Annotated in this window: 28 protein-coding genes; 7 read left to right on the forward strand and 21 right to left on the reverse strand. The window is 73.4% G+C overall.

What is annotated here, in order from left to right:
* Positions 1-85 precede the first annotated feature (85 nt).
* From ACP7CD_RS10095 to ACP7CD_RS10135, 9 genes are all read right to left on the reverse strand, one after another.
* Complete coding sequence (locus ACP7CD_RS10095; RefSeq protein WP_426120127.1) at positions 86-703, reverse strand: maleylpyruvate isomerase family mycothiol-dependent enzyme; 618 nt, start codon at positions 701-703, stop codon at positions 86-88.
* A 47-nt stretch (positions 704-750) separates the two neighbouring features.
* A complete protein-coding gene (locus ACP7CD_RS10100; protein WP_017834960.1) occupies positions 751-939 on the reverse strand; it encodes a hypothetical protein in 189 nt (62 codons plus the stop codon).
* A gap of 100 nt (positions 940-1039) precedes the next feature.
* Entirely contained in the window at positions 1040-2278 is a 1239-nt protein-coding gene (locus ACP7CD_RS10105; protein ID WP_115163329.1) for a sensor histidine kinase, read from the reverse strand.
* Entirely contained in the window at positions 2271-2972 is a 702-nt protein-coding gene (locus ACP7CD_RS10110; protein WP_035924534.1) for a response regulator transcription factor, read from the reverse strand. The genes ACP7CD_RS10105 and ACP7CD_RS10110 overlap by 8 nt, the downstream gene beginning before the upstream one ends.
* A 19-nt stretch (positions 2973-2991) precedes the next feature.
* Complete coding sequence (locus tag ACP7CD_RS10115; RefSeq protein ID WP_035924531.1) at positions 2992-3372, reverse strand: hypothetical protein; 381 nt, start codon at positions 3370-3372, stop codon at positions 2992-2994.
* The gene (locus ACP7CD_RS10120; protein ID WP_426120128.1) at positions 3372-4877 is read right to left on the reverse strand and encodes an Ig-like domain-containing protein; all 1506 of its coding nucleotides are present in this window, start codon (positions 4875-4877) and stop codon (positions 3372-3374) included. Before ACP7CD_RS10120 ends, ACP7CD_RS10115 begins: the two co-directional genes overlap by 1 nt.
* Positions 4878-5049: 172 nt before the next feature.
* On the reverse strand, positions 5050-5682 hold the full coding sequence (locus ACP7CD_RS10125) for a signal peptidase I (protein WP_426120129.1): 633 nt from the start codon (positions 5680-5682) through the stop codon (positions 5050-5052).
* 88 nt (positions 5683-5770) lie between these two features.
* Positions 5771-6331: a CalY family protein gene (locus ACP7CD_RS10130; RefSeq protein WP_251355516.1), complete on the reverse strand. Its 561-nt coding sequence runs from the start codon at positions 6329-6331 to the stop codon at positions 5771-5773.
* Between the two features lie 214 nt (positions 6332-6545).
* Positions 6546-7241 carry a dienelactone hydrolase family protein gene (locus ACP7CD_RS10135; protein WP_426120130.1) on the reverse strand — a complete coding sequence of 232 codons (696 nt, stop codon included), beginning with the start codon at positions 7239-7241 and terminating at the stop codon, positions 6546-6548.
* A gap of 164 nt (positions 7242-7405) precedes the next feature.
* Here ACP7CD_RS10135 and ACP7CD_RS10140 point away from each other — a divergent pair, with 164 nt between their 5' ends.
* Together ACP7CD_RS10140 and ACP7CD_RS10145 are read left to right on the forward strand one after the other, a co-directional pair.
* Positions 7406-8437, forward strand: coding sequence for a peptidase (locus ACP7CD_RS10140; RefSeq protein WP_426120131.1), 1032 nt, complete (start codon positions 7406-7408; stop codon positions 8435-8437).
* A 154-nt stretch (positions 8438-8591) separates the two neighbouring features.
* Complete coding sequence (locus ACP7CD_RS10145) at positions 8592-10856, forward strand: esterase-like activity of phytase family protein (RefSeq protein WP_426120132.1); 2265 nt, start codon at positions 8592-8594, stop codon at positions 10854-10856.
* An 85-nt stretch (positions 10857-10941) separates the two neighbouring features.
* On the opposite strand, the gene ACP7CD_RS10150 is transcribed toward ACP7CD_RS10145, so the two are convergent.
* Entirely contained in the window at positions 10942-11646 is a 705-nt protein-coding gene (locus tag ACP7CD_RS10150; RefSeq protein WP_426120133.1) for a Pr6Pr family membrane protein, read from the reverse strand.
* A 92-nt stretch (positions 11647-11738) separates the two neighbouring features.
* Here ACP7CD_RS10150 and ACP7CD_RS10155 point away from each other — a divergent pair, with 92 nt between their 5' ends.
* Complete coding sequence (locus ACP7CD_RS10155) at positions 11739-12584, forward strand: GmrSD restriction endonuclease domain-containing protein (RefSeq protein ID WP_426120134.1); 846 nt, start codon at positions 11739-11741, stop codon at positions 12582-12584.
* 127 nt (positions 12585-12711) lie between these two features.
* Here ACP7CD_RS10155 and ACP7CD_RS10160 read toward each other — a convergent pair whose 3' ends face one another.
* The 3 genes from ACP7CD_RS10160 to ACP7CD_RS10170 form a co-directional block, all read right to left on the reverse strand.
* Entirely contained in the window at positions 12712-12942 is a 231-nt protein-coding gene (locus tag ACP7CD_RS10160) for a winged helix-turn-helix domain-containing protein (protein WP_426120135.1), read from the reverse strand.
* A 242-nt stretch (positions 12943-13184) separates the two neighbouring features.
* Positions 13185-13685, reverse strand: coding sequence for a hypothetical protein (locus tag ACP7CD_RS10165; RefSeq protein ID WP_426120136.1), 501 nt, complete (start codon positions 13683-13685; stop codon positions 13185-13187).
* Positions 13682-14785 carry a TerC family protein gene (locus ACP7CD_RS10170; protein WP_426120137.1) on the reverse strand — a complete coding sequence of 368 codons (1104 nt, stop codon included), beginning with the start codon at positions 14783-14785 and terminating at the stop codon, positions 13682-13684. The genes ACP7CD_RS10165 and ACP7CD_RS10170 overlap by 4 nt, the downstream gene beginning before the upstream one ends.
* Before the next feature lie 240 nt (positions 14786-15025).
* Here ACP7CD_RS10170 and ACP7CD_RS10175 point away from each other — a divergent pair, with 240 nt between their 5' ends.
* Positions 15026-15772 carry an SAM-dependent methyltransferase gene (locus ACP7CD_RS10175; RefSeq protein ID WP_426120138.1) on the forward strand — a complete coding sequence of 249 codons (747 nt, stop codon included), beginning with the start codon at positions 15026-15028 and terminating at the stop codon, positions 15770-15772.
* A 130-nt stretch (positions 15773-15902) separates the two neighbouring features.
* Here ACP7CD_RS10175 and ACP7CD_RS10180 read toward each other — a convergent pair whose 3' ends face one another.
* Both ACP7CD_RS10180 and ACP7CD_RS10185 read right to left on the reverse strand, forming a co-directional pair.
* Positions 15903-17042: an MBL fold metallo-hydrolase gene (locus tag ACP7CD_RS10180; RefSeq protein ID WP_426120139.1), complete on the reverse strand. Its 1140-nt coding sequence runs from the start codon at positions 17040-17042 to the stop codon at positions 15903-15905.
* 122 nt (positions 17043-17164) lie between these two features.
* On the reverse strand, positions 17165-18073 hold the full coding sequence (locus ACP7CD_RS10185; protein WP_426120140.1) for a LysR family transcriptional regulator ArgP: 909 nt from the start codon (positions 18071-18073) through the stop codon (positions 17165-17167).
* A 70-nt stretch (positions 18074-18143) separates the two neighbouring features.
* Between ACP7CD_RS10185 and ACP7CD_RS10190 the strand changes: the two genes are divergently transcribed.
* Positions 18144-18740, forward strand: a complete 597-nt coding sequence (locus tag ACP7CD_RS10190; protein WP_368795523.1) for a LysE/ArgO family amino acid transporter — start codon at positions 18144-18146, stop codon at positions 18738-18740.
* A gap of 10 nt (positions 18741-18750) precedes the next feature.
* On the opposite strand, the gene ACP7CD_RS10195 is transcribed toward ACP7CD_RS10190, so the two are convergent.
* Complete coding sequence (locus ACP7CD_RS10195; protein WP_426120141.1) at positions 18751-19116, reverse strand: hypothetical protein; 366 nt, start codon at positions 19114-19116, stop codon at positions 18751-18753.
* Between the two features lie 190 nt (positions 19117-19306).
* Here ACP7CD_RS10195 and ACP7CD_RS10200 point away from each other — a divergent pair, with 190 nt between their 5' ends.
* Both ACP7CD_RS10200 and ACP7CD_RS10205 read left to right on the forward strand, forming a co-directional pair.
* Positions 19307-19804 carry a DedA family protein gene (locus ACP7CD_RS10200; RefSeq protein WP_426120142.1) on the forward strand — a complete coding sequence of 166 codons (498 nt, stop codon included), beginning with the start codon at positions 19307-19309 and terminating at the stop codon, positions 19802-19804.
* 72 nt (positions 19805-19876) lie between these two features.
* Positions 19877-20182, forward strand: a complete 306-nt coding sequence (locus ACP7CD_RS10205; RefSeq protein ID WP_017834986.1) for a hypothetical protein — start codon at positions 19877-19879, stop codon at positions 20180-20182.
* Positions 20183-20198: 16 nt separating this feature from the next.
* On the opposite strand, the gene ACP7CD_RS10210 is transcribed toward ACP7CD_RS10205, so the two are convergent.
* The 5 genes from ACP7CD_RS10210 to ACP7CD_RS10230 all read right to left on the reverse strand — a co-directional run bounded on the left by ACP7CD_RS10210 (position 20199) and on the right by ACP7CD_RS10230 (position 23653).
* Positions 20199-20339 (reverse strand): hypothetical protein, encoded by a 141-nt coding sequence (locus ACP7CD_RS10210; protein ID WP_017834987.1) that lies wholly within the window; start codon positions 20337-20339, stop codon positions 20199-20201.
* A gap of 70 nt (positions 20340-20409) precedes the next feature.
* On the reverse strand, positions 20410-20985 hold the full coding sequence (locus ACP7CD_RS10215) for an NADPH-dependent FMN reductase (protein WP_109221548.1): 576 nt from the start codon (positions 20983-20985) through the stop codon (positions 20410-20412).
* 25 nt (positions 20986-21010) lie between these two features.
* Positions 21011-22108, reverse strand: a complete 1098-nt coding sequence (locus ACP7CD_RS10220) for an FAD-dependent oxidoreductase (RefSeq protein ID WP_426120143.1) — start codon at positions 22106-22108, stop codon at positions 21011-21013.
* 58 nt (positions 22109-22166) lie between these two features.
* Positions 22167-23078, reverse strand: a complete 912-nt coding sequence (locus tag ACP7CD_RS10225; RefSeq protein ID WP_426120144.1) for an alpha/beta hydrolase — start codon at positions 23076-23078, stop codon at positions 22167-22169.
* A 26-nt stretch (positions 23079-23104) separates the two neighbouring features.
* On the reverse strand, positions 23105-23653 hold the full coding sequence (locus tag ACP7CD_RS10230; RefSeq protein WP_426120145.1) for a CueP family metal-binding protein: 549 nt from the start codon (positions 23651-23653) through the stop codon (positions 23105-23107).
* Positions 23654-23769: the final 116 nt, after the last annotated feature.

Here is a 23769-nt window from a genome sequence, read left to right on the forward strand (position 1 = left end):
TAGGGACATCCGGGGCGAAGTGTCAAGGATCACAGTGCGGGGCCGTCACAAGACTGCATCGGGGGCCGTCCGGAACGGCGAGCGCTCAGGAGACGAGTGCCGCCGCTCCGGGGCCGGTGAGCTCCTCCGGGCCGACCGGGCGCCCGGACACCGCCAGCAGCAGCGCGAGGACGCCGCCGCGCACCTCCGGGCCGGTCCCGGCGTCGAGGTCGGCGTCGGTGGCCACGAGCCGCAGGCCCGCCGCCCGCTCCTTCCCGCCGCCGAGCTTCGTGCTGGTCCGCAACTGGTGGCGCAGGGCCTCGGCGACCGGTCCGGCCGGGCGGTCCCGGGTGAGCGAGAGCGGGCGCCGGATGTCCTCCCCGTGCACGAACGCCTCCACCAGCCGGGTGGCCGGCGCCGCCGGCGCACTCGTGGTGCGGCCGCTCACCGCGCGGAACGCGGCCAGCGTGTCCCGCGGATCCGCTCGGCGCTCCCGCGCGACGCCGCTGGCGTTGCAGCGGTCGAAGTCGAAGCGGGCGGCCGCGAGGCGGCGGAGGAAGCCCAGGCGCGTGGTCCGCGCGTCGTCGACGAGGTGGGCCAGGACGTCGTGGACGTCCCAGCCGGGGCACAGCGAGGGGGTCGCCCCCTGCCGCGCCGGGAGGTCCTCCAGGTCCCGGATCAGCGCCCGGCGCTCGGCGTGGACCACGGGCCACATCTCGGTCATGGGGACTCCTCGGTGCTCGGGCGCCCGGCGTGCTCGGGGCGGTGGGGTCAGGGGCGGACCCGCACCCGGGCCAGTTCCCGGGTCAGGCGCAGGTCCCACCCGGTGCCGAGGACGACGACGAGCAGTGCCGCGGTGAGGGGCTCCGGCTGCTGCAGCACCACCGCCAGGGCGACCAGTGCCGCGGTGAGCACGGCGGTCGCGGTGCGCGTCATGGTCCGGGTGGTCGTCTGCGTCATCGGTTCTCCCTGGGTGGTCTGGGGCGTGCTCCGGGGCCGAGCCTGGCACGGCAGGCTGTGCCGGAGCTGTCACCGCGACCGGCAGTGGCTGGGCGTCGGCTCAGGTCGACGGTGCCGCCGGCAGCCGCAGCAGGAACGTGGTGGTCGGGACGGACTCGAGGGTGAGGCTGCCGCCGAGGGACTCGGCGAGCTCGGCGGCGACCGTCAGCCCGATGCCCTCGCCCCCTTCCCCGGTGCTGACGTGGCGGTCGAAGATGCCCGGGCCCGCGGGTCGGTCTCCCTCGTCCTGGACCGTGATCGCCCAGTGCGTGCGGGCATCCCTGGCCCGTACGCGCACGACTCCGCGGCCGTGCCGCAGGGCGTTGTGGATGAGCACGTCCAGGATCTGCTGCAGCAGCCCGGGATGCGTGCGGACGCGGGCGGGACGCGGTGCCATCGCCGTGACGGTGCGGCCCGCCGCACCGGCCTGCCGGTCCCAGCGCGCGGCGGTCTCGGCGGTGAGCAGCGCCAGGTCCACGGGCACCGGGCGCTCCAGACGGCGGCCGCGGGAGTGCTCCAGCAGCTCGGTCACCGTCCCGCTGAGCCGGTCCAGCTCCCCCAGCGCCCGGTGGAGCTGCTCGGACACCGCGGGGGCGGTCTCGGGCCAGTAGGTGAGGTCCTCGAGCTCCAGGCGCAGGGCGGTGAGCGGGGTCCGCAGCTGGTGGGAGGCATTGGCGGCGAACTGGCGCTCGCGGTGCAGGAGGGCCTCGAGCTGCCGGGAGCTGGTCTGCAGCGCCACCCCGATGGCCCGGGCCTCGGGCAGCGTGGAGTCCATCGGCGGCAGGCTGAAGGTCCCGTCCCCCAGCCGGCGGGCGGCGTCGGCCAGCCGCTGGAAGGGCCGCGCCAGCCCGCGGGCCAGCACCACCGCGGCGAGGACGGCCAGGACCACGACCCCCAGGCCGATGAGCACGATCGGCATCACGGCATCGGTGATCCGCTCGCTCACCGCCGCACCGGAGCGGGTCAGCTCCAGGGCGCTGCCGTCCGGCAGCCGCCGGGTCGCCACCACGTCCGCGGCGTGGCCCTCGGCCTCGCCCGCCGACGCCACTATCCGGCCGTCCGCACCTCGGTGGACCAGGACCTCCCCGTCGTGCACGAGGGCGTCCAGGTCCTCGTCGACGGGTCCACCGCCGCGCGAGCGCTCCGTGAGCACGGCTGCGATCAGGTCCGCGGAGCGCTCGGTCTGCTGGACCACGGTGGTCCGTGCCTGCTCGGCCACCATGTAGGCCCGCGGGCCGCCGTACAGGACGATCACGGCGATCGCCAGACCGACGAGCGCCGTGATCAGCCGGTCACGCATCCGGCGGGCCGTCCTCGAGCCGGAAGCCGATCCCGCGCACGGTGACGATCTGGGCCGGCGCCCCGGAGTCGGCCAGCTTGTGCCGCAGCCGGGCCACGGTGACGTCGAGGGTCTTGGTGGAGCCGAACCAGTTCTCGTCCCACACCCGGTCCATGAGGTGCTCCCGCGTGACCACGTCCCCGCGGACACCGTCCAGTTCGGCCAGCACGTCGAACTCCTTGGCGGTGACCGGCAGGACCGTGTCGGCCACGAAGGCCTGCCGGGACCGCGGGTCCACCCGCAGCCCCGGGGCGGTCTGCGGCTGCGGCACGGGAGCGGTGGACGGGCCGTTCTGCCGGCGCAGCAGCGCCCGGACGCGGGCCAGCAGCTCGGCCAGGCTGAAGGGTTTGGCCATGTAGTCGTCGGCGCCCACGTCGAGGCCGACCACCCGGTCGATCTCCGAGCCGCGGGCGGTGAGGATGAGCACGGCCCCGGTGTAGCCGTCCTCGCGGGCCTGCCGGCACACGTCCAGTCCGTCCCCGTCCGGCAGCCCGAGGTCGAGGACCACCAGGGAGAACCGTCCGGTGGCGGCGCTCACGAGGGCGGCCTGGCCGGTGCTCACCCGCTCCACGGCGTACTGCTCCCGCTCGAGGGCGCGGGTCAGGGGGAGGGCGATGCCGTCGTCGTCCTCCACCAGGAGGATGCTGGGGACCATTGCAAAAGCATATCCATTCTCATGGGACTGTCCGGTGTCCCGCGTCATGTTTCGGCCGCAGGCCCACCAGGACGACGACGGCGCCCGCCATCGCCGCTGTTCCCGTCACCGTGAGGCCGGTCCGTGCGCCCGCGTGACCGAGCCCGGGCAGACCGAGCGCCGCCAGCAGGCCCTCCCCGAAGAGCACGAGCGCCGCCACGAGCACCAGGGTGAAGCGGGCCGCGAAGCAGCCGCGGAGCCGGAAGCGCACGGCGCCCACGACGCCCAGTGCGGCACCGGCGAAGAGCAGCACGCTCAGGTAGGCGGCCTCGTCCCGGATGAGCACGGCCTGGACGGCGAGGACTGCGGCGAGCAGCACCGCGGCCACGGCGGTGGCCCGGCGGGCGCGCGGACGGCGCATCAGAAGTCCCCGTCCGCGGCGCCGGTCTCGTTGACCGCTGCCGACGACACGGCCTTGCCGGCGAGGTCCTTGACGGCGGTGCTGGGCGTCCAGGCCATCGTCGGCGTGCTGTTCGTGCTCGGCGTGCCGCCGCCCGTCCTCTGGCCCAGTGTCACGGTGATCACCGTGCGCGGACGGCCGTCGACGACGACCGCCTCCGCCGTCATGGTGGCGTCGAACCGGGCGCTCGTCGAGACCGAGAGGTAGTCGGCGCCCAGGTTCACGGAGCCCACGGAATCGGCCCGGGCGGAGCCGGCCACGGTGATGCTGCTGTCGGCGAACCAGCCGCTCTGCATGTTCAGCGCGGTCGCCAGTGCGCTGCCGTCCCACCCGGTGCTGATCGTGTTCAGGTCCACGAGGTGGCTGTAGGTGTAGGTGATCGTGTCCCCGGCGTCCATCGTGCCGGCCCTGCCCCCGTTAGCTGCCTGGACGTCCACGCCGCGGACCACGGTGTTGAGCACGTGCCGTTCGGGAACGGACGCCGAGGCGGTCTCCCGCCCCTTGCTGTCCACCAGGACCGCGCGGAGGTCGTAGGCGCCGTCTGCCACACCGGTCGTGGTCCAGGCGCAGCTGTACGGCGCGGTGGTGTCGGTGCACACCGTGCTCCAGGTGGTCGTGCCGGCGGGGGCGTACTGGAAGCGGACCGCCTGCACCCCCGCGGTGGAGGCAGCGGTGGCGCTCAGCGTGGTGCCGCCGGACAGGTAGGTCTTCGGGGCGGCCAGGGTGACGGTGCTGACCGGGTTCTCGACCTCCCGGTTCGCGACCACCGCGGAGGTGGTGGCGTTGCCGGCGCGGTCGGTCGCGACCGCCCGGAGGTCGTAGCGGCCGTCGGGCAGCTGCCGGGTGTCGTAGCGGCAGGAGTAGGGGGCGGCGGTCGCGGTGCACAGGTCCCGGTAGGTGCTCGAGCCGCTCGGGGCGTACTGGAGGACCACCTTCTGCACACCGGCGCCGGGGTCGGCCGCGGTGGCCTCGAAGGTCCGGGTGCCGCCGAGGAGCGTGCCGGGATCGATCATCGTCACGACGGGCCCGGTGTTGTCCACCACGGTGGTCGCCACGGCGGAGACCGCCGAGTACCCGGCCCGGTCGGTCGCCACGGAGCGCAGCGCGTAGGAGCCGTCCACGACACCGGGGGTGCTCCACGTGCAGCGGTAGGGGGCAGAGGCGGTGGTGCACACCGTGCGCCACTCGCCTCCGGAGGCCGAGCGGTACTGGACCGCGACGGTGTCGATCCCGGTCTCGGCGTCTGCGGCGGACGCGGTGAGGACGACCGAGCCCGCCAGGATTGCGCCCGGAGGGGTGAGAGACGTGGTGGGCGGGGTCCAGTCCGCGGCGGCCCGGACGGTGCCCTGCGGGTTGGCCGAGCGGCTCGTGAAGGACGCGGAGGAGAACTCGGCGGTGCTGCTGAGGCCCAGGAGCAGACCGAGCACGACGACGAGAACGGCGGTCGCGGCGGTTCGTGCGGTCATGGCGATCAGTGGCTCCCGAAGCGTGGGTCGAGGTCGGTGTGGGCGAGGACCGGGTGGTCGGTTCCCACGCTAGAGAGCCGGTGGCAACAGCCGGGGAACAGAGGCCGTTCGCAGTTCCACAGTTCGGCAACACCTCCGCGGCAGGGCATACGGCATGCCGTGCCGCCGCGGGTCAGACCGCGGCGGCGGTCCTCCGGCCCGGGACGGGGCGTCTCGGCGGGCCGCCGAGGTGTTTCCGCGCCGTGGCGGCAGACGGCTGGGGGGTCTCGGTGCGGGGCCGGGGCCGGCGCAGGACCTGCACGACCTCGATCGCGCAGCGGAGGGCGATGAGCCCGGCCGGCACGCCGATGACGAGCTGCCGGACCTGCGGTTCGGACAGGGCGATGAACACCCAGCCGAGGTGGGGGACGGCGTGGTCCAGACGGGCCTGGTTGGGACCGGGCAGCTGGAAGGTCCACGGGTCGGCGTCGGCGTTGGCGTCGCCCTGGGTCCGGAACACGGGCCCGCTCTCGGACTCCTCGACGGTGAGGATGCGGTGGGTGACCAGTTCGGTGAGCCCGGAGTCCGGCGGCGGCAGATAGGTGATGACGTCGCCGACGGCCAGGTCCGCCACCGGCACCGCGCTCTCAATGGCCAGGGCGCCCTTCTCGAAGGTCCCGGACATCGACGCGCCGGTGATGACGTAGCGCTCGTAGCCCAGCGCACCGGGCACGAGCATGGCCAGCGCCAGGGCCAGCACCACGAGTGCCGCCAGGTTCAGCAGCACCCGGGAGGCGGTCCGGACCGCGATCCGCACAGCACGCACGGTGTCCTCCTGCTGCGGGCGCACGCCCGCGGTCGTGTCGAACGAAGACGGCGGGGCCCGCACGTCAGGGCCGGCCCCGCCGGGTGGATCACTGGTTGGTGGTGGTGCCCGTGGCCTGCACGGCGTCCCAGCTGTAGGTGGCGGTGGCGGTCTTGCCCTGCTCGGTGTTGTCCGCAGACTGGGCGAGCGTGACGCTGAAGACGAACGTCTTGGCCTGGCCCGGAGCCCAGTCGCCCAGCGTCAGCGGGCCGGCGGCGGTGAGCTCGCCGAAGGTGCCGGTCCACACCGGCGCGGTGGAGCCGGACTCGGTGATCGTGAGCTTGAGGTTGGACTTGGTGGTGAAGCCGTTGGTCGCGGTCTCCGTGAGCTTGAAGCCGGCGCCGAGCGTGCCGGAGTTCTTGATGGTGACCGAGCCGTTGAGGGTGTCACCGGGCTTCATGTTGGCGAGATCGAACACCGCGCTGCCGGCCTTGGAGTTCGTCTGGGTCAGCGAGCCGGTGCTGAAGGCGTTGGACGAGTTCACCGAGTTGGAGGTGAAGTCCGCCCCGGAGCCCACGGCGAGCGCGGCGGCGGCGGCGAGGCCGGCGAGGGGGACGAGGACGCGGTAGCGGCGGGGGCGGGAGACGGTGGCGACGGCGGTGGCGGTCATGGGAGGAGCCCTTCTTCGGTGGTGCGCTGCGGTGGGTTGTTGACTCCAAAACTACGGAGCGCCGTTCCACCGCCCGGCCACGCATTTGCCTCCGCAAAGCCCCAGTTCCACCACGCCCGACGCCGGGCGCCACCGTTTCCTACATCCTGGTAACAACCCCCGCAGCAGGACGTTTCCCCTTGTGGGCGGGTCGGGGGACAGCCCTCGTCGTCGGCTACCGGACGTGCTCCCGCAGGAAGGCGACCGCGCGCTCCCAGGCCGCGGCCGCGGCGTCGGGGCGGTGGTTCGCCCGGTTCCGGTCGTTGTGGAAGGCGTGCGGGGCGTCGTAGTAGTGGAACTCGACCACGGGTGCAGAGGACTCGCGGCGGAGCTGCTCCTCGAGCGCCTGCGCCTTCTCGACCGGGTAGGACGAGTCCTCGCGGCCGTAGTGGCCCTGCACCGCCGCGCGCACCCCGTGGCAGGCGTCCGGCACGCCCTGGCCGACACCGTAGAACGGCACCGCGGCGCCGATCCGCCCGCCCTGGTCGGCGGCGAGGGCCAGGACGAACCCGCCGCCCATGCAGAAGCCGATCGCCCCCGCCGTGGAGCTGGTGACGGCCTCGTGGCCGAGCAGGAAGTCGACGGAGCCGGCGAGCAGCCGCACGCCCTCCTCCTCGGGCAGCCGGGACATCATCTCGGCGGCCTCCTCGCCGTCGTGGGTGATGGACCCGCCGTAGAGGTCGGGGGCCAGGGCCACGAAGCCCTCGGCGGCGAGCCGGTCCGCCACGTCCCGGATGTGGTCGGTGAGCCCCCACCACTCCTGGATCACGAGCACGCCGGGACCGCGGCCGGCGGCCGGCAGCGCCAGGTAGCCGTGGGCCCGGCCCCCGGCCGAGGGGAAGGTGACGTTCTGGTGCGGGGTGGTCTCCACTGCGGTGCTCCTTCGGATCGGGGCTGCGTCGGGCCAGTGTAGGCAGGAGTGTGGACAGGCGATTCCCCATCACAGGGCAGGTGCGGGATCCTCCGAGGCGTTTGCTTTCGTACACTTCAGTGTGGGCCGGGTGACGGCCCGATCCAGCACAGAAGCCAGGAACCATGCACCAGCCCGGTGGCACCACGCCGCAGCGGGGAGCGTCGCCCCGGACCCGCGACGAGCACGCCGCCGCCGCGCGCCTCCCGCGGTCCCCGAGCGGACGGACGCCGCAGTGGGTGCTCGAGGAGGCGCTGGAGCAGCAGCGCGAGGCCCTGCTGGGCCCGGGCGCGCGCCGGCGCCGGGACCGGCGCGCCGCCCGGGCGGCCAGGGCATCCGCCCGCCGCTGGGCGAGGGCGCCGCGCAGGCGCAGCCCGGCGTGGCGGGGGACCCCGGCCGTGGGCGTCGTGGTGCTGCTGATGCTCTGGTTCACGCCCGGGCTCCTCCAGGACTACGCGCTGCCGGTCATCCGCCCCTACCTGCCGAACGCGTCGGCGCCCCCGCCCGGGGTCGGGGCCGCACCGGCGCCGCTGGGGGCGCCCCCGGCGGTCGAGGACGTCGGCGGCCACCGCTTCATGGACTCCCCGGACCCCGCCCAGCCGATGGTCGCCTACGACCCGTGCCGTCCGGTGCACTACGTCGTGCGCCCGGACGGCGCCCCGCCGGGCGGCCGGCAGCTCGTCGAGGAGGCGGTCGCCGAGATCTCCGCGGCCACCGGTCTGCGGTTCGTCCCCGTGGGGACGACGACGGAGGCGCCCGCCGAGCAGCGCACGCCCTATCAGCCGGACCGGTACGGCCGGCAGTGGGCGCCCGTGCTCATCGCGTGGTCCGACGAGACCGAGGTGCCGGGGCTGGCCGGCAACGTGGTGGGCCTCGGCGGCAGCACGGCCCGGCAGGTGCCCGGGGGGCCGTTCGCCTACGTCACCGGTCAGGTCGCCCTCGACGCCCCGGGCCTGGCGCCGGTGCTGGAGCACCCGGACGGGGCGGCCCACGTCCGCGCGACCGTCATCCACGAGCTGGCGCACGTGGTGGGGCTCGCCCACGTCGACGAACCCACCCAGATGATGCACCCGGCGGGCAGGGCCACGGTGCTCTCGGCCGGGGACCGGGCCGGCCTGGCGAAGCTGGGCGCCGGGCCGTGCGTGCCGCGGCTCTGACCCGGACCGCGCCGGCGTGCCGCCCGCCGCACCCGGTTTCGGGCCGGAGCGCGGTGGGCGGACGCCCGGTGGGTGAACGACCGGCGCGGCGTCGTTCGCCGACATGTTCCCGGGACGCCACCGGCCGGCCACGCCCCGGTCCTACGCTCGGCGCATGCGCAGAGTCCCAGCAGCAGCAGCCGCCGCACTGGCCGCGGCCGTCCTCCTCACCTCCACGCCGGGGGCGCTCGCCCACAGCGGTGATCCGGGCCGCGGGCCCGCCGGCGCGCCCGTGCTCGAGCGGCGCGCCACCCTATCTGCCGACCACCTCGCCGAGGGCCCGCCCTCCGGGGCGGCAGCCACGCCGGCGAACGGCCGCACCGGCCCCTTCGACGGCCAGGTGATCCCCGGCTTCTCCGCCATGGTCGACAACGGCGACGGCACGTTCTGGGCCATGCCGGACAACGGCTTCGGCAACCAGGAGAACTCCGCCGACTTCCTGCTGCGGCTCTACCGCATCGCCCCGCAGTGGGAGACTGCCGAGGGCGGGAGCGGCGAGATCGAGGTCCAGGACCACGTGTCGCTTCGGGACCCGCACCACCGCATCCCCTTCCCCGTGGTGCACGAGGACACCGAGGAGCGGCTGCTGACCGGCAACGACTTCGACGTCGAGTCCGTGGTCCGCCAGCCGGACGGCACCTTCTGGATCGGCGAGGAGTTCGGGCCCTTCCTGCTGCACGTGGACGCCGAGGGCGTGGTGCTCGAGGAGCCCGTGCCGCTGGCCGACGTCCGCGACGGCGGGACGGGCACGCTCGAGTCGCCGCAGAGCCCCTACCTCGAGGACGGGGAGCAGCCCGCCGTCGGCGCCAGCAAGGGCTTCGAGGCCATGGCGGGCTCGCGGAACGGCCGCTACCTCTACCCGATCCTGGAGGGCGCCCTCGCCGACGACGACGATCCGCGCCGCCGGCTGGTCCTGGAGTTCGACACGAGGACGCGGGAGTACACCGGCCGCACGTGGGACTACGAGACGGACACCGACGCCAACCTCGTGGGCGACGCGTTCCTGACGGGTCAGAACCGGCTCCTGGTCCTCGAGCGCGACGACCTCGACGGCCCCGCGGCGGTCACCAAGCGCGTCTACGCCGTCGACCTCCGCCGCACGGAGGACTCGGGTCGCCTCGAGAAGGAGCTGGTGGTCGATCTGCTGGCCATCGACAACCCGGCCGGCATCGGCACCGGGACCTCCCCCGGCGCCTACGGCGTGGGCGCGCAGTTCTCCTTCCCCCAGCAGTCGGTCGAGGTGGTCCTGCAGCTGCGGGACGGCCGCCTGCTGGTCGGCAACGACAACAACTACCCGGGCAACGACGCCCGCGTCCCGGGCACCCCGGACGACACCGAGCTCATCGTGCTGGACCGCGAGCGCCTCGAGCCCGCGGCCGGGACGGGCCCCGAGGTGATCGGTCACCGCGGCGCCTCCGGCTACCGCCCCGAGCACACGCTGGCCTCCTACCAGCTGGCCATCACGCAGTGCGCCGACGTCGTCGAGCCCGACCTCGTCCCCACGAAGGACGGCGAGCTCGTGGCGCGGCACGAGAACGAGATCGGCGGCACCACGGACGTCGAGGACCGCCCGGAGTTCGCCGAGCGGCGCACCACCAAGGTGGTCGACGGCACCGAGGTCACCGGCTGGTTCACCGAGGACTTCACGCTGGCCGAGCTGCGCACCCTGCGCGCGGAGGAGCGCATCCCGGATCTGCGCCCGGGCAGCACCGCCTTCGACGGCCTGTACCCGATCCCGACGTTCGAGGAGGTCGTGGACCTCGCCCGCCGCTCGCGCACCTGCGACGGCGAGCCGGTGGGGATCGCGCCCGAGCTCAAGCACCCCACGTACTTCGACTCGATCGGCCTGTCCCTGGAGGAGAGGACGGTCCAGGTGCTCGAGGCCAAGGGCTACGGCGACGAGGCGGACCCGGTCGTCCTCCAGAGCTTCGAGACGGCCAACCTGCGCGAGCTCGACGGGATGACCGACGTGCGCCTCGCCCAGCTGGTCGACTGCTCGGGCGCGCCGTTCGACCTCGCTACCGCCGGCGATCCGCGCGGCTACGCGGACCTCACGACGGCGGAGGGCCTCGAGGAGATCGCGTCCTACGCCGACATCCTCGGCGCCTGCAAGGACGTCATGATCCCGCGGAAGGCCGACGACACCCTCGGCGAGCCGACGGCCGTGATCGCCGACGCCCACGCCGCGGGTCTCGAGGTCCACGGCTGGACTTTCCGGGCGGAGAACTTCTTCCTCCCCGCCGAGCACCGCGCCGGCGCCGATCCGCGGGCGCACGGCGACCTGGCGGGGGAGATCAGGGCCTTCGTGGAGGCCGGCATGGACGGACTCTTCTCCGACCACCCGGACCTCGCGGTAGCGGCCCTCGAGGACCTGTCCTGACGACCCGGTCCGGCGCCCTGCCCTGACGCCGCAATTCCAGGGGCCGCCCGGGCCGGACCGGGCGGTCCCTGCGCGGCCCGGTCGGTCACCGGCGGCGCTCGGCCCCGTCGTCGTCGGCGGGAGCCCTGGTGCGAAGCCGGGAGAACCCGACGAGGACCGAGGCCGTCGCCGTGATCGCCACCGCGAGCACCGCGATCCAGACCGCCACGGACCCGTAGCCGCCGGCCGCCTCGTGCGGGTCCAGGAACGGATAGGGGTACCACCAGGGGTTGCCGGTGCCCTCGTCCAGCACGAACGGCGCCCGCACCAGGGTGTAGACGGCCCACAGCACCGGATACACCACGATCCCGCCGACCGTCCGCCACCGGACCGGGCTCCGCCCCGGCGCGAGCAGCCAGTCCAGCAGCGCGTAGACCGGGACGATCGTGTGCAGCACCTCGTTGGCCCACGGCTGCTCCAGGGCCGCCTCCTGCGGCAGAGCGCGCAGCAGCGCGTTGTAGACCACCCCGGTGGTGACGGTGTACGTCGTGGCCGCGGCGCGCAGGGCCCCGAACCACGGCGGGTCGGCGCCCCGCCGTGCGAGCAGGTACCACGCGCCGAACCCGAACACCACGGCGTGGAACAGCGACGTCTGGATGGTGAAGTAGCTGAAGAAGTTGGCGACGTCGACCGCGATGGCCCGGTCCCCGCGCTCGATCCAGAACCGCAGGTACGCCTGCAGCCGCCCGGCCACTGCCACGACCAGGGCCAGGCCCATCAGCACGCGGGCCGCGGCGAAGCACCGTCTCATGTCTGCCCTCCTCCGGTGCCGCAATCTACCCCGAACGGCTGACCTGCGAGAATAGGGGTCCCGACACCACCGGCCGGAGCGGAGGGAACACCGTGCGCAGGTTCGAGCCACCGCAGCCCCGTGCCCGGCGGACGCTGCTCGTCCCGCTCGCGGTCGCCCTGGGCGTCCTGACCGGCTGCACGCCGCAGGCCGTGGAGGCCACCTCCCCCGCCGCGCGGGCGCTGGCGGCCCTGCCGGTCGAGAACGCCGGCGGCGGGGAGGACTACGACCGGCTCGCCCAGTTCGGGGACTGGGCCGATCCCGACGGCAACGGCTGCGACGCCCGCAACGACGTCCTGGCCCGGGACCTGACCGGTGACGTCCTCCACGACGACGGGTGCAGGGTCCTCTCCGGGACCCTCGAGGACCCCTACACCGGGCGGACGATCGAGTTCGTCCGCGGACCGCTGACCTCCGCCGACGTGCAGATCGACCACGTGGTGGCGCTGAAGAACGCGTGGATCTCCGGGGCCGACCGGCTCACCCAGGACGAGCGCACGGCCCTCGCCAACGACCCGCTCAACCTGCGGGCCGTTGACGGGCCGACCAACGGGGAGAAGTCCGCCTCCGACGCCGCCGGGTGGCTGCCGCCGAACGAGTCCTTCCGGTGCGAGTACGTGGCCACCCAGATCGCGGTCAAGACCCGCTACGAGCTGTTCGTGACGGCTCCCGAGCGGGACGCCATGGCGGACGTGCTGGCCGGGTGCCCGGAGCAGGACGTGCCCACCGACGTCCCGCCCGCCGGGAACGCCGCCGCGGGACCGTCACCGGCGGAGGAGGTCTACTACGCCGACTGCGCCGCGGTCCGCGCCGCGGGTGCGGCGCCCCTGCGCTCGGACCAGCCCGGCTATCGGCCGGAGCTGGACCGGGGCGGGGCCGAGGGCCTGGCCTGCGAGTGACGGCCGACGCCGCGGCGCTCTCCGCGGAGGACCACCGGGGCCGTCACCGGAACGGCGTATGCGGGCCCGGCCTGACTCCCACACACCGTTCCTCGTGCAGTTCGGGAACGCCCTCTCCGGCATCGACTCACCCGTTCTCCTGCGACGGAGCCGCCGCCCCGGGGGCGAAGATCGCGAGGAGCTCGCCCACTTCGTGGGCGGCGGTGGCCGGATGGCGGAAGTGCCGGTGGGTGTCGACGGTGTAGTGGCTGCGCCGGCCCACTCGGTGCCGGGTGAGATAGCCGGCGTCCTCGAGGTCCTTGAGGATGGTCAGGGTCGCCCGGGTGGTGATGCCCACCTGGGCGGCGATCTCGGTCACCCGGGCGTCCTGGGACTGGGCCACGGCCAACAGGACGTGGCCGTGATTGGTGAGCAGCGTCCACGGCGGGCGCTGGACCGGGCCGGAATCCTCCGCTCCTGCCGCGTCGGAGTGACCTGGGGCCGGGGAGGAGGTCCGAGCCGTACCGGGATGGGAGCTGGAGGGCAATGGTGGGGTCCTTGTCGTCGGGGCGTCCATGGACTTCTCGTCGACCGGTGTGCCGTCCCGAGGGGGCGCGGGCATCACAGCTGGGCCAGTCGGCGGGAGCGCGCCGGGCGGTGCACGCTGAACGGGGAGCCGCCGGCCTCGGCCACGAGCAGGACCTCGGCCCCGTGCCGCACCGTGGGCACCGGCAGCTGTGCCGGGGTGACGATCACGGCAGCTCCGATCCGGGCGCCCGCGTGGGACACGGCGATGGCCCGCACCTGCTGGGCGCGGCGGAAGGGGCAGGATCGGTGCCACACCACCTGCACCGCGGCGCTCATGCCGGCGGCGTCGAGGGTCGGGCGGGTGCGGGCTGCGATGGCCTCGGCCTCGCGCAGCCCTTCCTGGCGGACCCGGTCGGCGATGACGGGCTCGATGGTGAAGGCCGAGCGCAGCATCGGCACCAGCAGCAGCAGCGGGCGGTCCTGGTCGGTGGCGATCCGGACGGCGCAGCGAGTCACCGCGACGGCCTCGGGCCCGTCGGTGATCACCGCGACCACGGTGCGGCACGGTGCCGGGGACAGGTGGACCAGGGTCATCGGGGGTCTCCTTCGTGCGGGTGGACGCGCTCGGGCTCGCGGTGGGTGTCCTGGGCCTGGGCCTGTTGCGGTCGAGTGGCCGGGCGTGACGCCGTGCGCCGGGTCCACACGGGCTCCAGGGCGGCGTCCTCGGCCTCGGTGGCAACCCGGAACGGGGGCTCGGCCGGGGCCGGCAGCGCCTGGCGGCCCTGTCCGCGGGTGGCGCGCAGGCTGGCGACGACGGAGACGGCGATGATCGTGGCGACCACGGCAAGCGACACCGGGGTCGGGATGTAGAACACGTCGATCTTCAGCAGCATCTTGATCCCGACCCAGATCAGCACCAGAGCCAGGCCGATCTTCAGGTACACGAAGCGGTGGATCAGGTCGGCCAGCAGGAAGTACATGGCCCGCAGCCCCAGGATCGCGAAGGCGTTGGCGGTGAAGACCAGGAACACCTCGTCGGTGACGGCGAAGATCGCCGGGATGGAGTCGACGGCGAAGACGACGTCGGTGGCCTCGATCAGCACCAGCACCGCCAGGAGCGGGGTGGCCAGCAGCACCCCGTTCTTCCGGACCAGCAGCTTCTGCCCGTGGTAGGCATCGGTCATCGGCACGAAGCGGCGGAAGCCGCGCAGCACCATCGACTGCTCGGGGTTCAGGTGCTCGTTGCGCTGGCGGATCATCCGGTAGCCGGTGTAGAGCAGGAACGCGGCGAAGACGTAGAGGATCCAGGAGAAGTTCTGGATCAGCACCGCCCCGGCGGCGATGAAGATCCCGCGGAACACCAGGGCGCCGAGCACCCCCAGGAACAGCACCCGGTGCTGGAACTCCCGCGGGACGGCGAAGTAGCTGAAGATGATCGCCCAGACGAAGACGTTGTCCACCGCCAGGGACTTCTCGATCAGGTAGCCGGCGAAGTACTGCTGACCGAACTCCGCGCCCCACACCTGCCAGACGATGACGCCGAAGGCCACGCCGAAGGCCACCCACACCCCCGACCACACCGCCGCCTCGCGCACTCCGATCACGTGGGCGCGGCGGTGGGCGAACAGGTCCACCGCCAGCATCACCACGATGAAGCCCAATACCGCGGCCCAGATCCAGAACGGGACATCCATGACGAAACCTTCCGATCGATCCGATCGGAGGTCTCTCCCGGCCCCGGCTGCGGGCCCGTCCGCCGGACCCGCACGGGGTCGTAGTGACGACGGAACGCTGGTGGGATACTCCCCTCCCTGTGCGAACAAGTGAAGCACGCTTCACCCATGAGTTCAATGGGGTCTGTCGCACCACATGATTGCGGGGCGGCAGCCCCGCTGCTCTTCCCCTCGCACGGCAGGACGGAGAAGAATCTGGTGATGGACCTTCCCCGCATCTTCACCATCCGCGAGAGCACCCACCGGATCCACAACCCGCTGACCGCGGACAAGCTCGCAGCCCTGGGCGAAGCGCTCCGTCTCGACCCCGGGACACGGATGCTCGACCTGGCCAGCGGTTCGGGCGAGATGCTGTGCACCTGGGCGCGTGACCTGGGTTTCACGGGCACCGGGGTGGACATCAGCACGGTCTTCACCGAGCAGGCCCGGGCCCGCGCCGTCGAACTCGGCGTCGCGGACCGGGTCGAGTTCGTCCACGGTGACGCCGCCGGCCATGTCGCCGACCAGCCGGTCGACCTCGCCGCCTGTATCGGCGCCACGTGGATCGGCAACGGCGTCGCCGGAACCGCCGAGCTGCTCGACCGCAGCCTCCGCCCCGGAGGATTGATGCTGATCGGCGAGCCCTACTGGCGGCGGACCCCTCCGGACGAGGAGACCGCCCGGGCCTGCCACGCCACCGGCCTCGCCGACTTCCTGCTCCTGGCGGAACTGATCGAGCAGTTCCAGCAGCTCGGATACGACGTCGTGGAGATGATGCTGGCCGACCAGGACAGCTGGGACTGCTACGCCGCGGCCCAGTGGCTCAACCTGCGCCGCTGGCTCGACCAGAACCCGGACGACGATCTGGCTACCGAGGTACGCGAAGAACTCACCACGGAGCCCGCCCGCTACGCGCGCTCCACGCGTGAGCACCTCGGCTGGGGAGTCTTCGCCCTCATGGAACGCTGATCTTCCGGAGCAGGTTCCCGGGTCAACGGGCGTACGACCCGGCGGGACCGAGGAGGTCGAGGCCGGGGCGCAGCACGAAAAGACCGGTCCGGGAGTACCAGGAGCGCCTGGAGGAAGGCGTGGGAGGCGGCTACAGACCGATCTCGTCCAGGTCGGCCCCGACGATCAGCCGACCGCTGTACCCCTGCTGCGCCGCCTGCCACTTCTCGAGCGGCCAGCTGCCGGGCACGAAGTGGTTGAGCACGAGCGTCGGGACGCCGGCCTTCTCCGCGATGGCGCCCACCTCTTCGACAGGGGTGTGGGACTTGATGAGGTGCTGGAAAGCCGCTTCGTCCTCGGAACTGCGAGGTTCCGGATAGCGCTGGGCCGCCCATTCGGTGGCGATCACCTCGTGCACCAGCACATCCGCGCCCCGTGCCATCCGGACGAGGTTCTCGCTGGGTCCGGTGTCGCCGGAGAAGACGACGCTGCCGTCCTCGGTGTCGAAGCGGAAGGCGAAGGAGGGGAAGACCGGAGCATGCTGGACCAGGGTCGCGGAGACCTTCACCCGGTCGTCCTCGTAGAAGACCACCGGCTTCATCCGCGGGTGCGGATCGCCGTTCGGGTCGTCGACGAGACGCTCCGGCAGCGGGATGTCGTGACCGGCGAACATGTCCTGCGGAGCGGGCATGCCGCCGTCGATGGCGCGATCGTTGAAGTCCGTGGCGAAGGCACGCACGAGCAGCCCGACCATCTCCGCGGTGCCCGGGGTGGGGTTGTCGGGGGCGGTGATGGGCGGCATCGGATGGGTGCCGGTCTTCGGCGGCAGGATCCCGCGGTTGCCGGGGCCCCACACCGGGACAGGGCGGTCCGCGGCCACCAGACCGTTGTAGGCGCCCAGGCTGAGGATGTTCGACAGGTCGTTGATGTGGTCCGAGTGCAGGTGGGTGAGGAAGATCGCGCGCAGATCGCTCAGCGCGGCCCTGGCCTGCCAGTTCCCGAGCTCGGCGTCCATGAGCCGGAATCCGACGCCCTCGCCGGTGTCCACGAGGTAGTAGCGGTCACCGACGACCAGCGCGCTGGCGATGCCCGTGCGCGGCGGCTCGGTGGCGCCCCAGCCCGGACCACCGCTGGTGCCCAGGAGGACGATCTTGGTCCGTGCATCGGAACGCAACGGCGTGCGGGCCGCCGCCGCAGCCACGGGGGCCGGGGCGAGCAGCGGAACAGCACCCGCAGCGGCGAGACCGCCGAGCACCGTACGACGCGATACGGGACGTTCTCGAGAGGACATCAGGACTCCTGGGCAGGCTGCAACGAGACGCACTTCACACTAGTCCGCGTGCCGTCTGCTCAACAGGCGGTCGAGCACCAACCCCCTTCCCCGCACCGCGAGCGCACTGACCGACTGGGCCCCTACGCCGGCGGGCCGGCCCCAGGCCCGTCCTGCTCCGTGGCGCGCAGGTGCTCCCGGGCGACCCGGCGGACGCACTCGGTGATGCGGTGCAGCCGCTCGGAGTCCAGGGCCCAGCTCTGCCAGTAGAGGGCGACGTCGTGGTGCGCGTGGTCCTCGAGCAGGGCCAGGGACCCGTCGGCGAGCTCCGTGCCCAGCTGCAGCTCCGGGAGCATGCCCCAGCCCAGACCCGCCCGGACCGCGGCGAGGAAGCCCTCGGCGGACGGGACGGTGTGGGTGGGCGGGGACCCGTCGACGCCGCGGGCGCGCAGTGCGCGCAGCTGCAGGTCGTCCTTGGCGTTGAACCGGAGCACCGGCATGTCCGCCCAGTCGACGCCGGCCTCGGTGGTGAACCGCCGGCGCAGGGCGGGGGTGGCGACCGGGACGTAGCGCATGAAGCCCAGCCGCTCGAGCCGGCACCCGCTCACGGGGGCGGGGTCGCCGGTGACGGCGCCGATGACGTCCCCCTGGCGCAGGAGCCGACTGCTGTGGTCCTGGTCCTCCACGTGCAGGTCCAGGGTGGTGTCCGACCAGCCGGCGGCCTCCTGCAGGACGGGCACGAACCAGGTGGCCAGGGAGTCGGCGTTGACGGCCACCGGGGTCACCGTCCGGGAGGAGATCCCGTGGCCGAGGGAGTGCAGAGCCTCCGCCTCGAGCACCTGCACCTGGCGGGCGGTGCGCAGCAGCACGGCCCCGGCCTCGGTGGGAGTGCAGGGCGCGCCGCGGCGCACCACGACCTGTCCCACGGAGGCCTCCAGGGCCTTGATCCGCTGGCTGACGGCCGACGGGGTGATCCCCAGGGCGTCCGCGGCGGCCTCGAAGGTGCCCTCGTCGACGATTGCGGTCAGGGCGCGCAGATGCTCGAAGTTCATGAAGCAAAACTAACGCACCCGTCAATTCTTTCGTTTGTCTGCATCTCGAGAGCTGGCTACCGTCGAGGCCATGTGGAGCATCTGGGGTACCGGGCTGATGAGCGGACTGGCGCTGATCGTCGCCCTCGGCGCGCAGAACGCGTTCGTGCTGCGACAGGGCATCCGCCGCGAGCACGTGGGCGTGGTGGTGGCGCTGTGCGCGGTCAGCGACGCGGTGCTGATCCTCGGCGGCACGGCCGGGATCGGGGCGCTGGTCTCCCGGTTCCCCGAGGCGCTGGACGTGCTGCGGTGGGGCGGGGCCGCCTACCTGACGTGGTGGGCCGTGCGGTCCTTCGCCTCGGCCCTGAAGCCGTCCTCCGTGACCGCCGAGGCCCCACGCTCCCGCGGATCGGTCATCGCCACCACCCTGGCCCTGACCTACCTGAACCCCCACGTCTACCTCGACACCGTGGTGCTGCTGGGCAGCCTCGCCAACCAGCACGGAACCGACGCCCGGTGGGTCTTCGCCGGCGGTGCCGTGGTGGGCAGCGTGGTGTGGTTCTCCGCCCTGGGCTACGGTGCCCGGGCGCTGTCCGGGGTGCTCAGCAGCCCGCGCACCTGGCGGGTGGTGGACCTGGTGATCGGCGTGGTGATGCTCGCCCTGGCCGTCAACCTGGTGCGGGGCTGATCCCGCGGTCTCAGCCCGCGGCCGGCTCCTCGGCGGCAGACCCCCCGGTAAGCGGCGGCTCCTCGGTCAACGGCTCCTCGGACGTGGGCTCCTCGGCGGCCGGCTCCTCAGTCACCGGCTCCGCCGACGTCGCCTCGGTCCAGGAGGCGCCGGGCTCCCGGGGCGTCCCGGCGGCGAAGGCCTGCCGGACGGCCTCGGCCTGCTCCTCGGGACCGGCGTGCTCGGCGGCGGCGATCACCGTGGCGAACGCCTTCGTGTCCTGGACGAGCTCGGTGATCGTCTCGGGCGAGTCGACGCACCAGGCGTAGGCCGTCGCGTAGTCCACGGGGCGCCCGTTGGCGGTCACGGTCCCGCGCTCGTCGATCTCCACGCTCATGCGTCCTCCTCGGTCGGGGCTCCGGCCCCCGGGGCGGGCCGGCCGTACGGCGAGAGTACCTCCGGGCGGCACGTCAGGGCCGGAGGAGACCCTCTGCCGGCCGGATCCGCGGCGCCCGGGCGGGCACACCTCGTCCCGGAGTGACACCCTGTCGTCAGCGGTTGTCAGGCCCGCTCCCTAGACTGGACGGGTGCAGGCCTGGCTGGAGTCCCTCCCCCTCGGGGCCGCGATTCTGTTCTTCTGGGCCGGGGCCGTCGTGCGGACCACCACCATCTTCGCCCTGGGCCGTGCCGCCGCCACCGGCGGGAGCCGGCGCTCCGACCGCGTCCGCGAGCTCATGGACACCGCCGTCTACCGGCGGGCCCAGCGGCTCGTGCACCGCTGGGGCGTCCTGGCCGTCCCGGCCTGCTTCCTCACCGTGGGTCTGCAGACCGCCGTCATCCTCACCACGGCCGTCACGGGCATGCCCCTGCGCCGCTGGATCCCCGCGATGCTCGTGGGCACCCTCATCTGGGGCGTCATCTACGGCACCGTGGGCATGGCGGTCGTCTGGGCGTGGCTGGAGCAGCCGTGGGTGGTCGCGCCGCTCGTCGTCGTCGTGCTCCTCCTGCTGCTCGGCCACAGGATCCGCGCGCGACGCCGGGCCCGCGGCGAGCGCCGCGACGAGGACCTGCCGATCTCCCGGTGACATCCCGGCCCGCCGTCCGGTCTCAGAGAATTCTTATGAACCGGGGGTAGTGTTCCGGCAGTGATGTCACCGATGCAGTCTCCCGTTCCCCACATGTTCGCCGCGCCCGTCTACGCCGCCGAGCGGCTGCTCGTCGAGGCCATCCACGACGAGCACGTCAGCGTCGACGCCGTCGTCGTCCTCGACGCCCTGGCCGAGCACGTCACGGCCGCTGAGGCCCCCGCCCTCGAGGTCGTCGCCGAGGACGCCCAGCTCACCTGCGCGGAGCTCACGGCCGCCCTGGGCGACCTGGACGACCTGGGCTACCTCCAGGAGCTGGCCGAGCACGCCCCGCCCCTGTCCGCTCTTCGCGCCTCGCTCTTCGGAACGGCCGCCTGAGCCCAGCGGAACGGGCTCAGTCCCGCTGCTCGGACTCCTCGTTCTTGGCGTCCCCGTGCTCGTGCGGGATCGGGGTCATCTCGGTGGTCATGTCGGCGTCGTCGTTGGAGGCGGCGTCCTCGATGGGGTCCGGGCTGGAGGTGGGCTGCTCGCTCACGGGGTGCTCCTTCGTCGGGATGGCGTGCGCCGCATCGGCGCGGTGTCCCCAGACTACGACGGCGCCCTGCTCAGCCGGCGTCCTCCGCCGGGGCGCGCAGCGGCGCGAGGGCGGTGGACCAGGCCACGACCTGGTCCAGCATCGTGGCCAGCGAGCGCCGGTGGTGCTCGGCCGGGGCGAAGGTGCGGTAGTGCTCGAAGTCGGTGCGCAGGGACAGCGACACCTGCTGGCGCACGTCGGCCAGCTGCAGCTCCCCGGCCACCTGCCGCAGCTGCTCCACGGCGCGCACACCACCGGCGGTGCCGTAGGAGACGAAGCCCACGGCCTTGTTGTTCCACTCGGCGTAGAGGTAGTCGAAGGCGTTCTTCAGCACCCCGGGCGCGCCGTGGTTGTACTCGGGGGTGACCACCACGAAGCCGTCGAAGCGATCGATCGTGGCCGCCCACCGCCTGGTGTGCTCGTTCTGGTACTTCCCTGCCGAGGGCGGCACCGGCTCGTCGAAGTGCGGCAGGGGGTGCTCGCGCAGGTCGAGGAGCTCGAACCGGGCGTCGCCGCGCCCGGAGGCGTGGGCGAGGACCCAGCGGGCCACGTCCCCGCCGTTGCGGTTCGGCCGGGTGCTGCCGAGGATGATGCCGATGCGGACCATGGCGATCCCTCCCGAGGGTCTCGGATCAGGTGCTGACAGTGGCAACACGTGCTGCGGGCCGCTGCTTCCCGGCCGGAGCCGCGGACAGCAGCCGCACGGCCTCGCGGGCGGCCGCCCGCCCCGCACGGGTGGCGCCGAGGGTCGAGGCCGAGGCGCCGTAGCCGACCAGCAGCACCCGCGGATCCCGGAGCACGCGCACCCCGTCCATCCGGATGCCGCCGCCAGGTTCGCGCAGCCCCAGGGGTGCCAGGTGGTCCAGGGCGGGCCGGAAGCCGGTGGCCCACAGGATCGCGTCCGCCCGCACCTCCCGGCCGTCGGCGAGCCGGACGCCCTCCGGCGTCACCGCCCCCAGCGGCCCGGCAGAGACGAGGATCCCGGCCTCGATCCCGGTCCGGTACTGCGCGGTCAGGGGCAGTCCGGTGGCCGAGACCACGCTGGCCGTCGGCAGCCCCGCGCGGGTCCGCTCGTCGACCCGGCGCTCGACGTCCCGCCCCCAGTCCGGGTCGAACTCCCGGTCCGTGAAGCGCGGGGGCCGGCGGGTGACCCACGTGGTGGTGGCGCCCGCCGCGGCGAGCTGGAGCAGGAACTGCACGGCCGAGGTGCCGCCGCCCACGACCACCACGTGCCGGCCACGGAACTCCTCCGCCGAGCGGAAGTCGTGGGTGTGCAGCTGCCGCCCGCGGAAGGACTCCCGCCCGGGGTAGTACGGCCAGTGGGGGCGGTCCCAGGTGCCGGTGCCGTTGATCACCAGCTCCGTCCGCCAGGTGCCGGTGTCCGTGACCACCTCGAGCAGCCCGTCGTCGGACGCCGCCTCGACCCGCCGCACCGCGACGGGACGGTGGACCGGCAGCGCGAAGCGGCGCTCGTACTCGCCGTAGTAGCGCGCGACGACGGCGGAGGCCGGCTCGGCCGGGTCCGGCACCCCGAGGGGCAGCCCGGGCAGGTCGTGGATCCCGTGGGCGCCGCCGAAGGTGAGCGAGGGCCAGCGGTGCCGCCACGCTCCCCCGGGGCCGGGATTGGCGTCGAGGACCACGAAGTCCTCCTCGGGGACCAGTCCCCGGCGCCGCAGGTGGTGGGCCGCCGACAGCCCGGCCTGTCCCGCCCCGATGACCACGACCTTCATGCCCGCTCCCCTTTTTGGTTGATGTATCACCAATCAGGGAACGGCCGGGGGTGCCGAGCTATTCCTGGGCCCGCCCCGCCGCCGGGGCGTGCTCCCCGAGCAGGGAGCGCACGTGCCGGACCGCCCGCCGGGCCTCCGGCGTCCACCAGGCGCCCACGTAGACGTGGAAGGCGCCGGGCTCGTAGATCAGCTTCCCCGGGTTGCCTGCCCGCGCCAGGTCCCGCGCGAAGGCCAGGACGTCGGCGGCCAGGATGTCCTTGCCGCCCTGGACCACGTGCACCGGCGGCAGCCCGGCCACGTCCCCGTAGAGCGGGCTGACCAGCGGGTCGGTGAGCTCGCGGTCCCGCGCCCAGGCCGCGGCCATGGGCACCACCCGGTCGGTGCTCAGCATGGGGTCGTGCGGATCGATCTCCCGCACGGCCGGGTGCGTGGCGGAGACGTCCACCGCCGGGGAGAAGCCCACCACGTGGTCGGGCATCCGCTGCCCGGCGTCCCGCAGGCGCATGGCCAGCCCGATCGCCAGGCACCCACCGGCCGAGTCCCCCGCCACCACGATCCGGTCCGCGGCGGGCAGGGTCACGAGGTCCGCCCAGGCCGCGGCGAGGAAGTCGTAGCCCTCGTCCACGTGGCCCTCCGGGGCCAGCCGGTACAGCGGGACCGTGACCGTGGTCCCGGTGTTCTTCACGAGCTCGCGGACGATCCACCAGTGCGCCGGCAGCAGCGGGTTCACGAACGCCCCGCCGTGCAGGTAGATCAGGTGGGACCCGTCCGCCCCGGCGCGCGGGGTCAGGCGCAGCAGCGGGCGCCCGGCCACCTCGGTGCGCTCCACGGCGTGCGAGCGCCGCAGGTCGGCGGGGATCCTGGCCGGCTCCGGGTACCGGCGCCCGTGCAGCTGCTCCACCGGGGTCCACGGCTGCAGGCGCGCCCGCAGCCGGACCGCCTGGGAGGTCAGGGCCATGCTGATGCTCATCCGGTCACCCTTCCTTCGCGCCGTGCTCAGGCCAGCTGGAGGGTGGTGAGGCAGGTCGGGCTGTCCGGGGAGGTCTCGAACTCCTGGACCGCCCGGCCCCGCTCCGAGCTGATCTCGAGCGTGCCGGTGATGTCCTTGGGCAGCCAGAAGCCCACGAACCCGTTCTCGTAGCTGGTCACGCTCTCGTCCACGAGCACGGACCCGGAGCCGTCGGTGATCCGCACGTCGAAGTCCTCGCCCACGAGCTCGCCCTGGCACCCGGAGAGGCTGTGGAAGAAGCACTCGTGGGTGGTGGTGGCATACGGGGCGACCGCCAGGTAGAAGCGGTCCTCCGGCATGGGCAGGGTCGTCTCGGCGGTGCCGTCGTCGAGGACCACCTCGTCGTAGGTCACGGAGCCGGCGAGCCCGGCGTCGCGGTCCTCGTGCGTGCGGTCCAGCTGCTCGGCGACCTCCTGCGTGCTTGCGCCCTCGAGCCCGTGCGCCCGGAGCAGGTCGTCCTGCTCGGAGCCCCCGCCGGCGCAGCCGGAGACGAGGAGCAGGACGGCGGCGGACACGGACAGCACGGCGGATCGCATGGGTCCAGGATATCGGGGCGGTCCCTGCCACCGGCTCCCCCGCAACCACCCCGGGATGCCGGGAGTTTCCTGTGGGACCGGTCACAGATCCCGCCCCGGCGGCTAGAGTGGATGTC

The sequence above is a fragment of the Kocuria sp. LHG3120 genome, from assembly GCF_049897445.1.
GTDB lineage: Bacteria > Actinomycetota > Actinomycetes > Actinomycetales > Micrococcaceae > Kocuria > Kocuria rosea.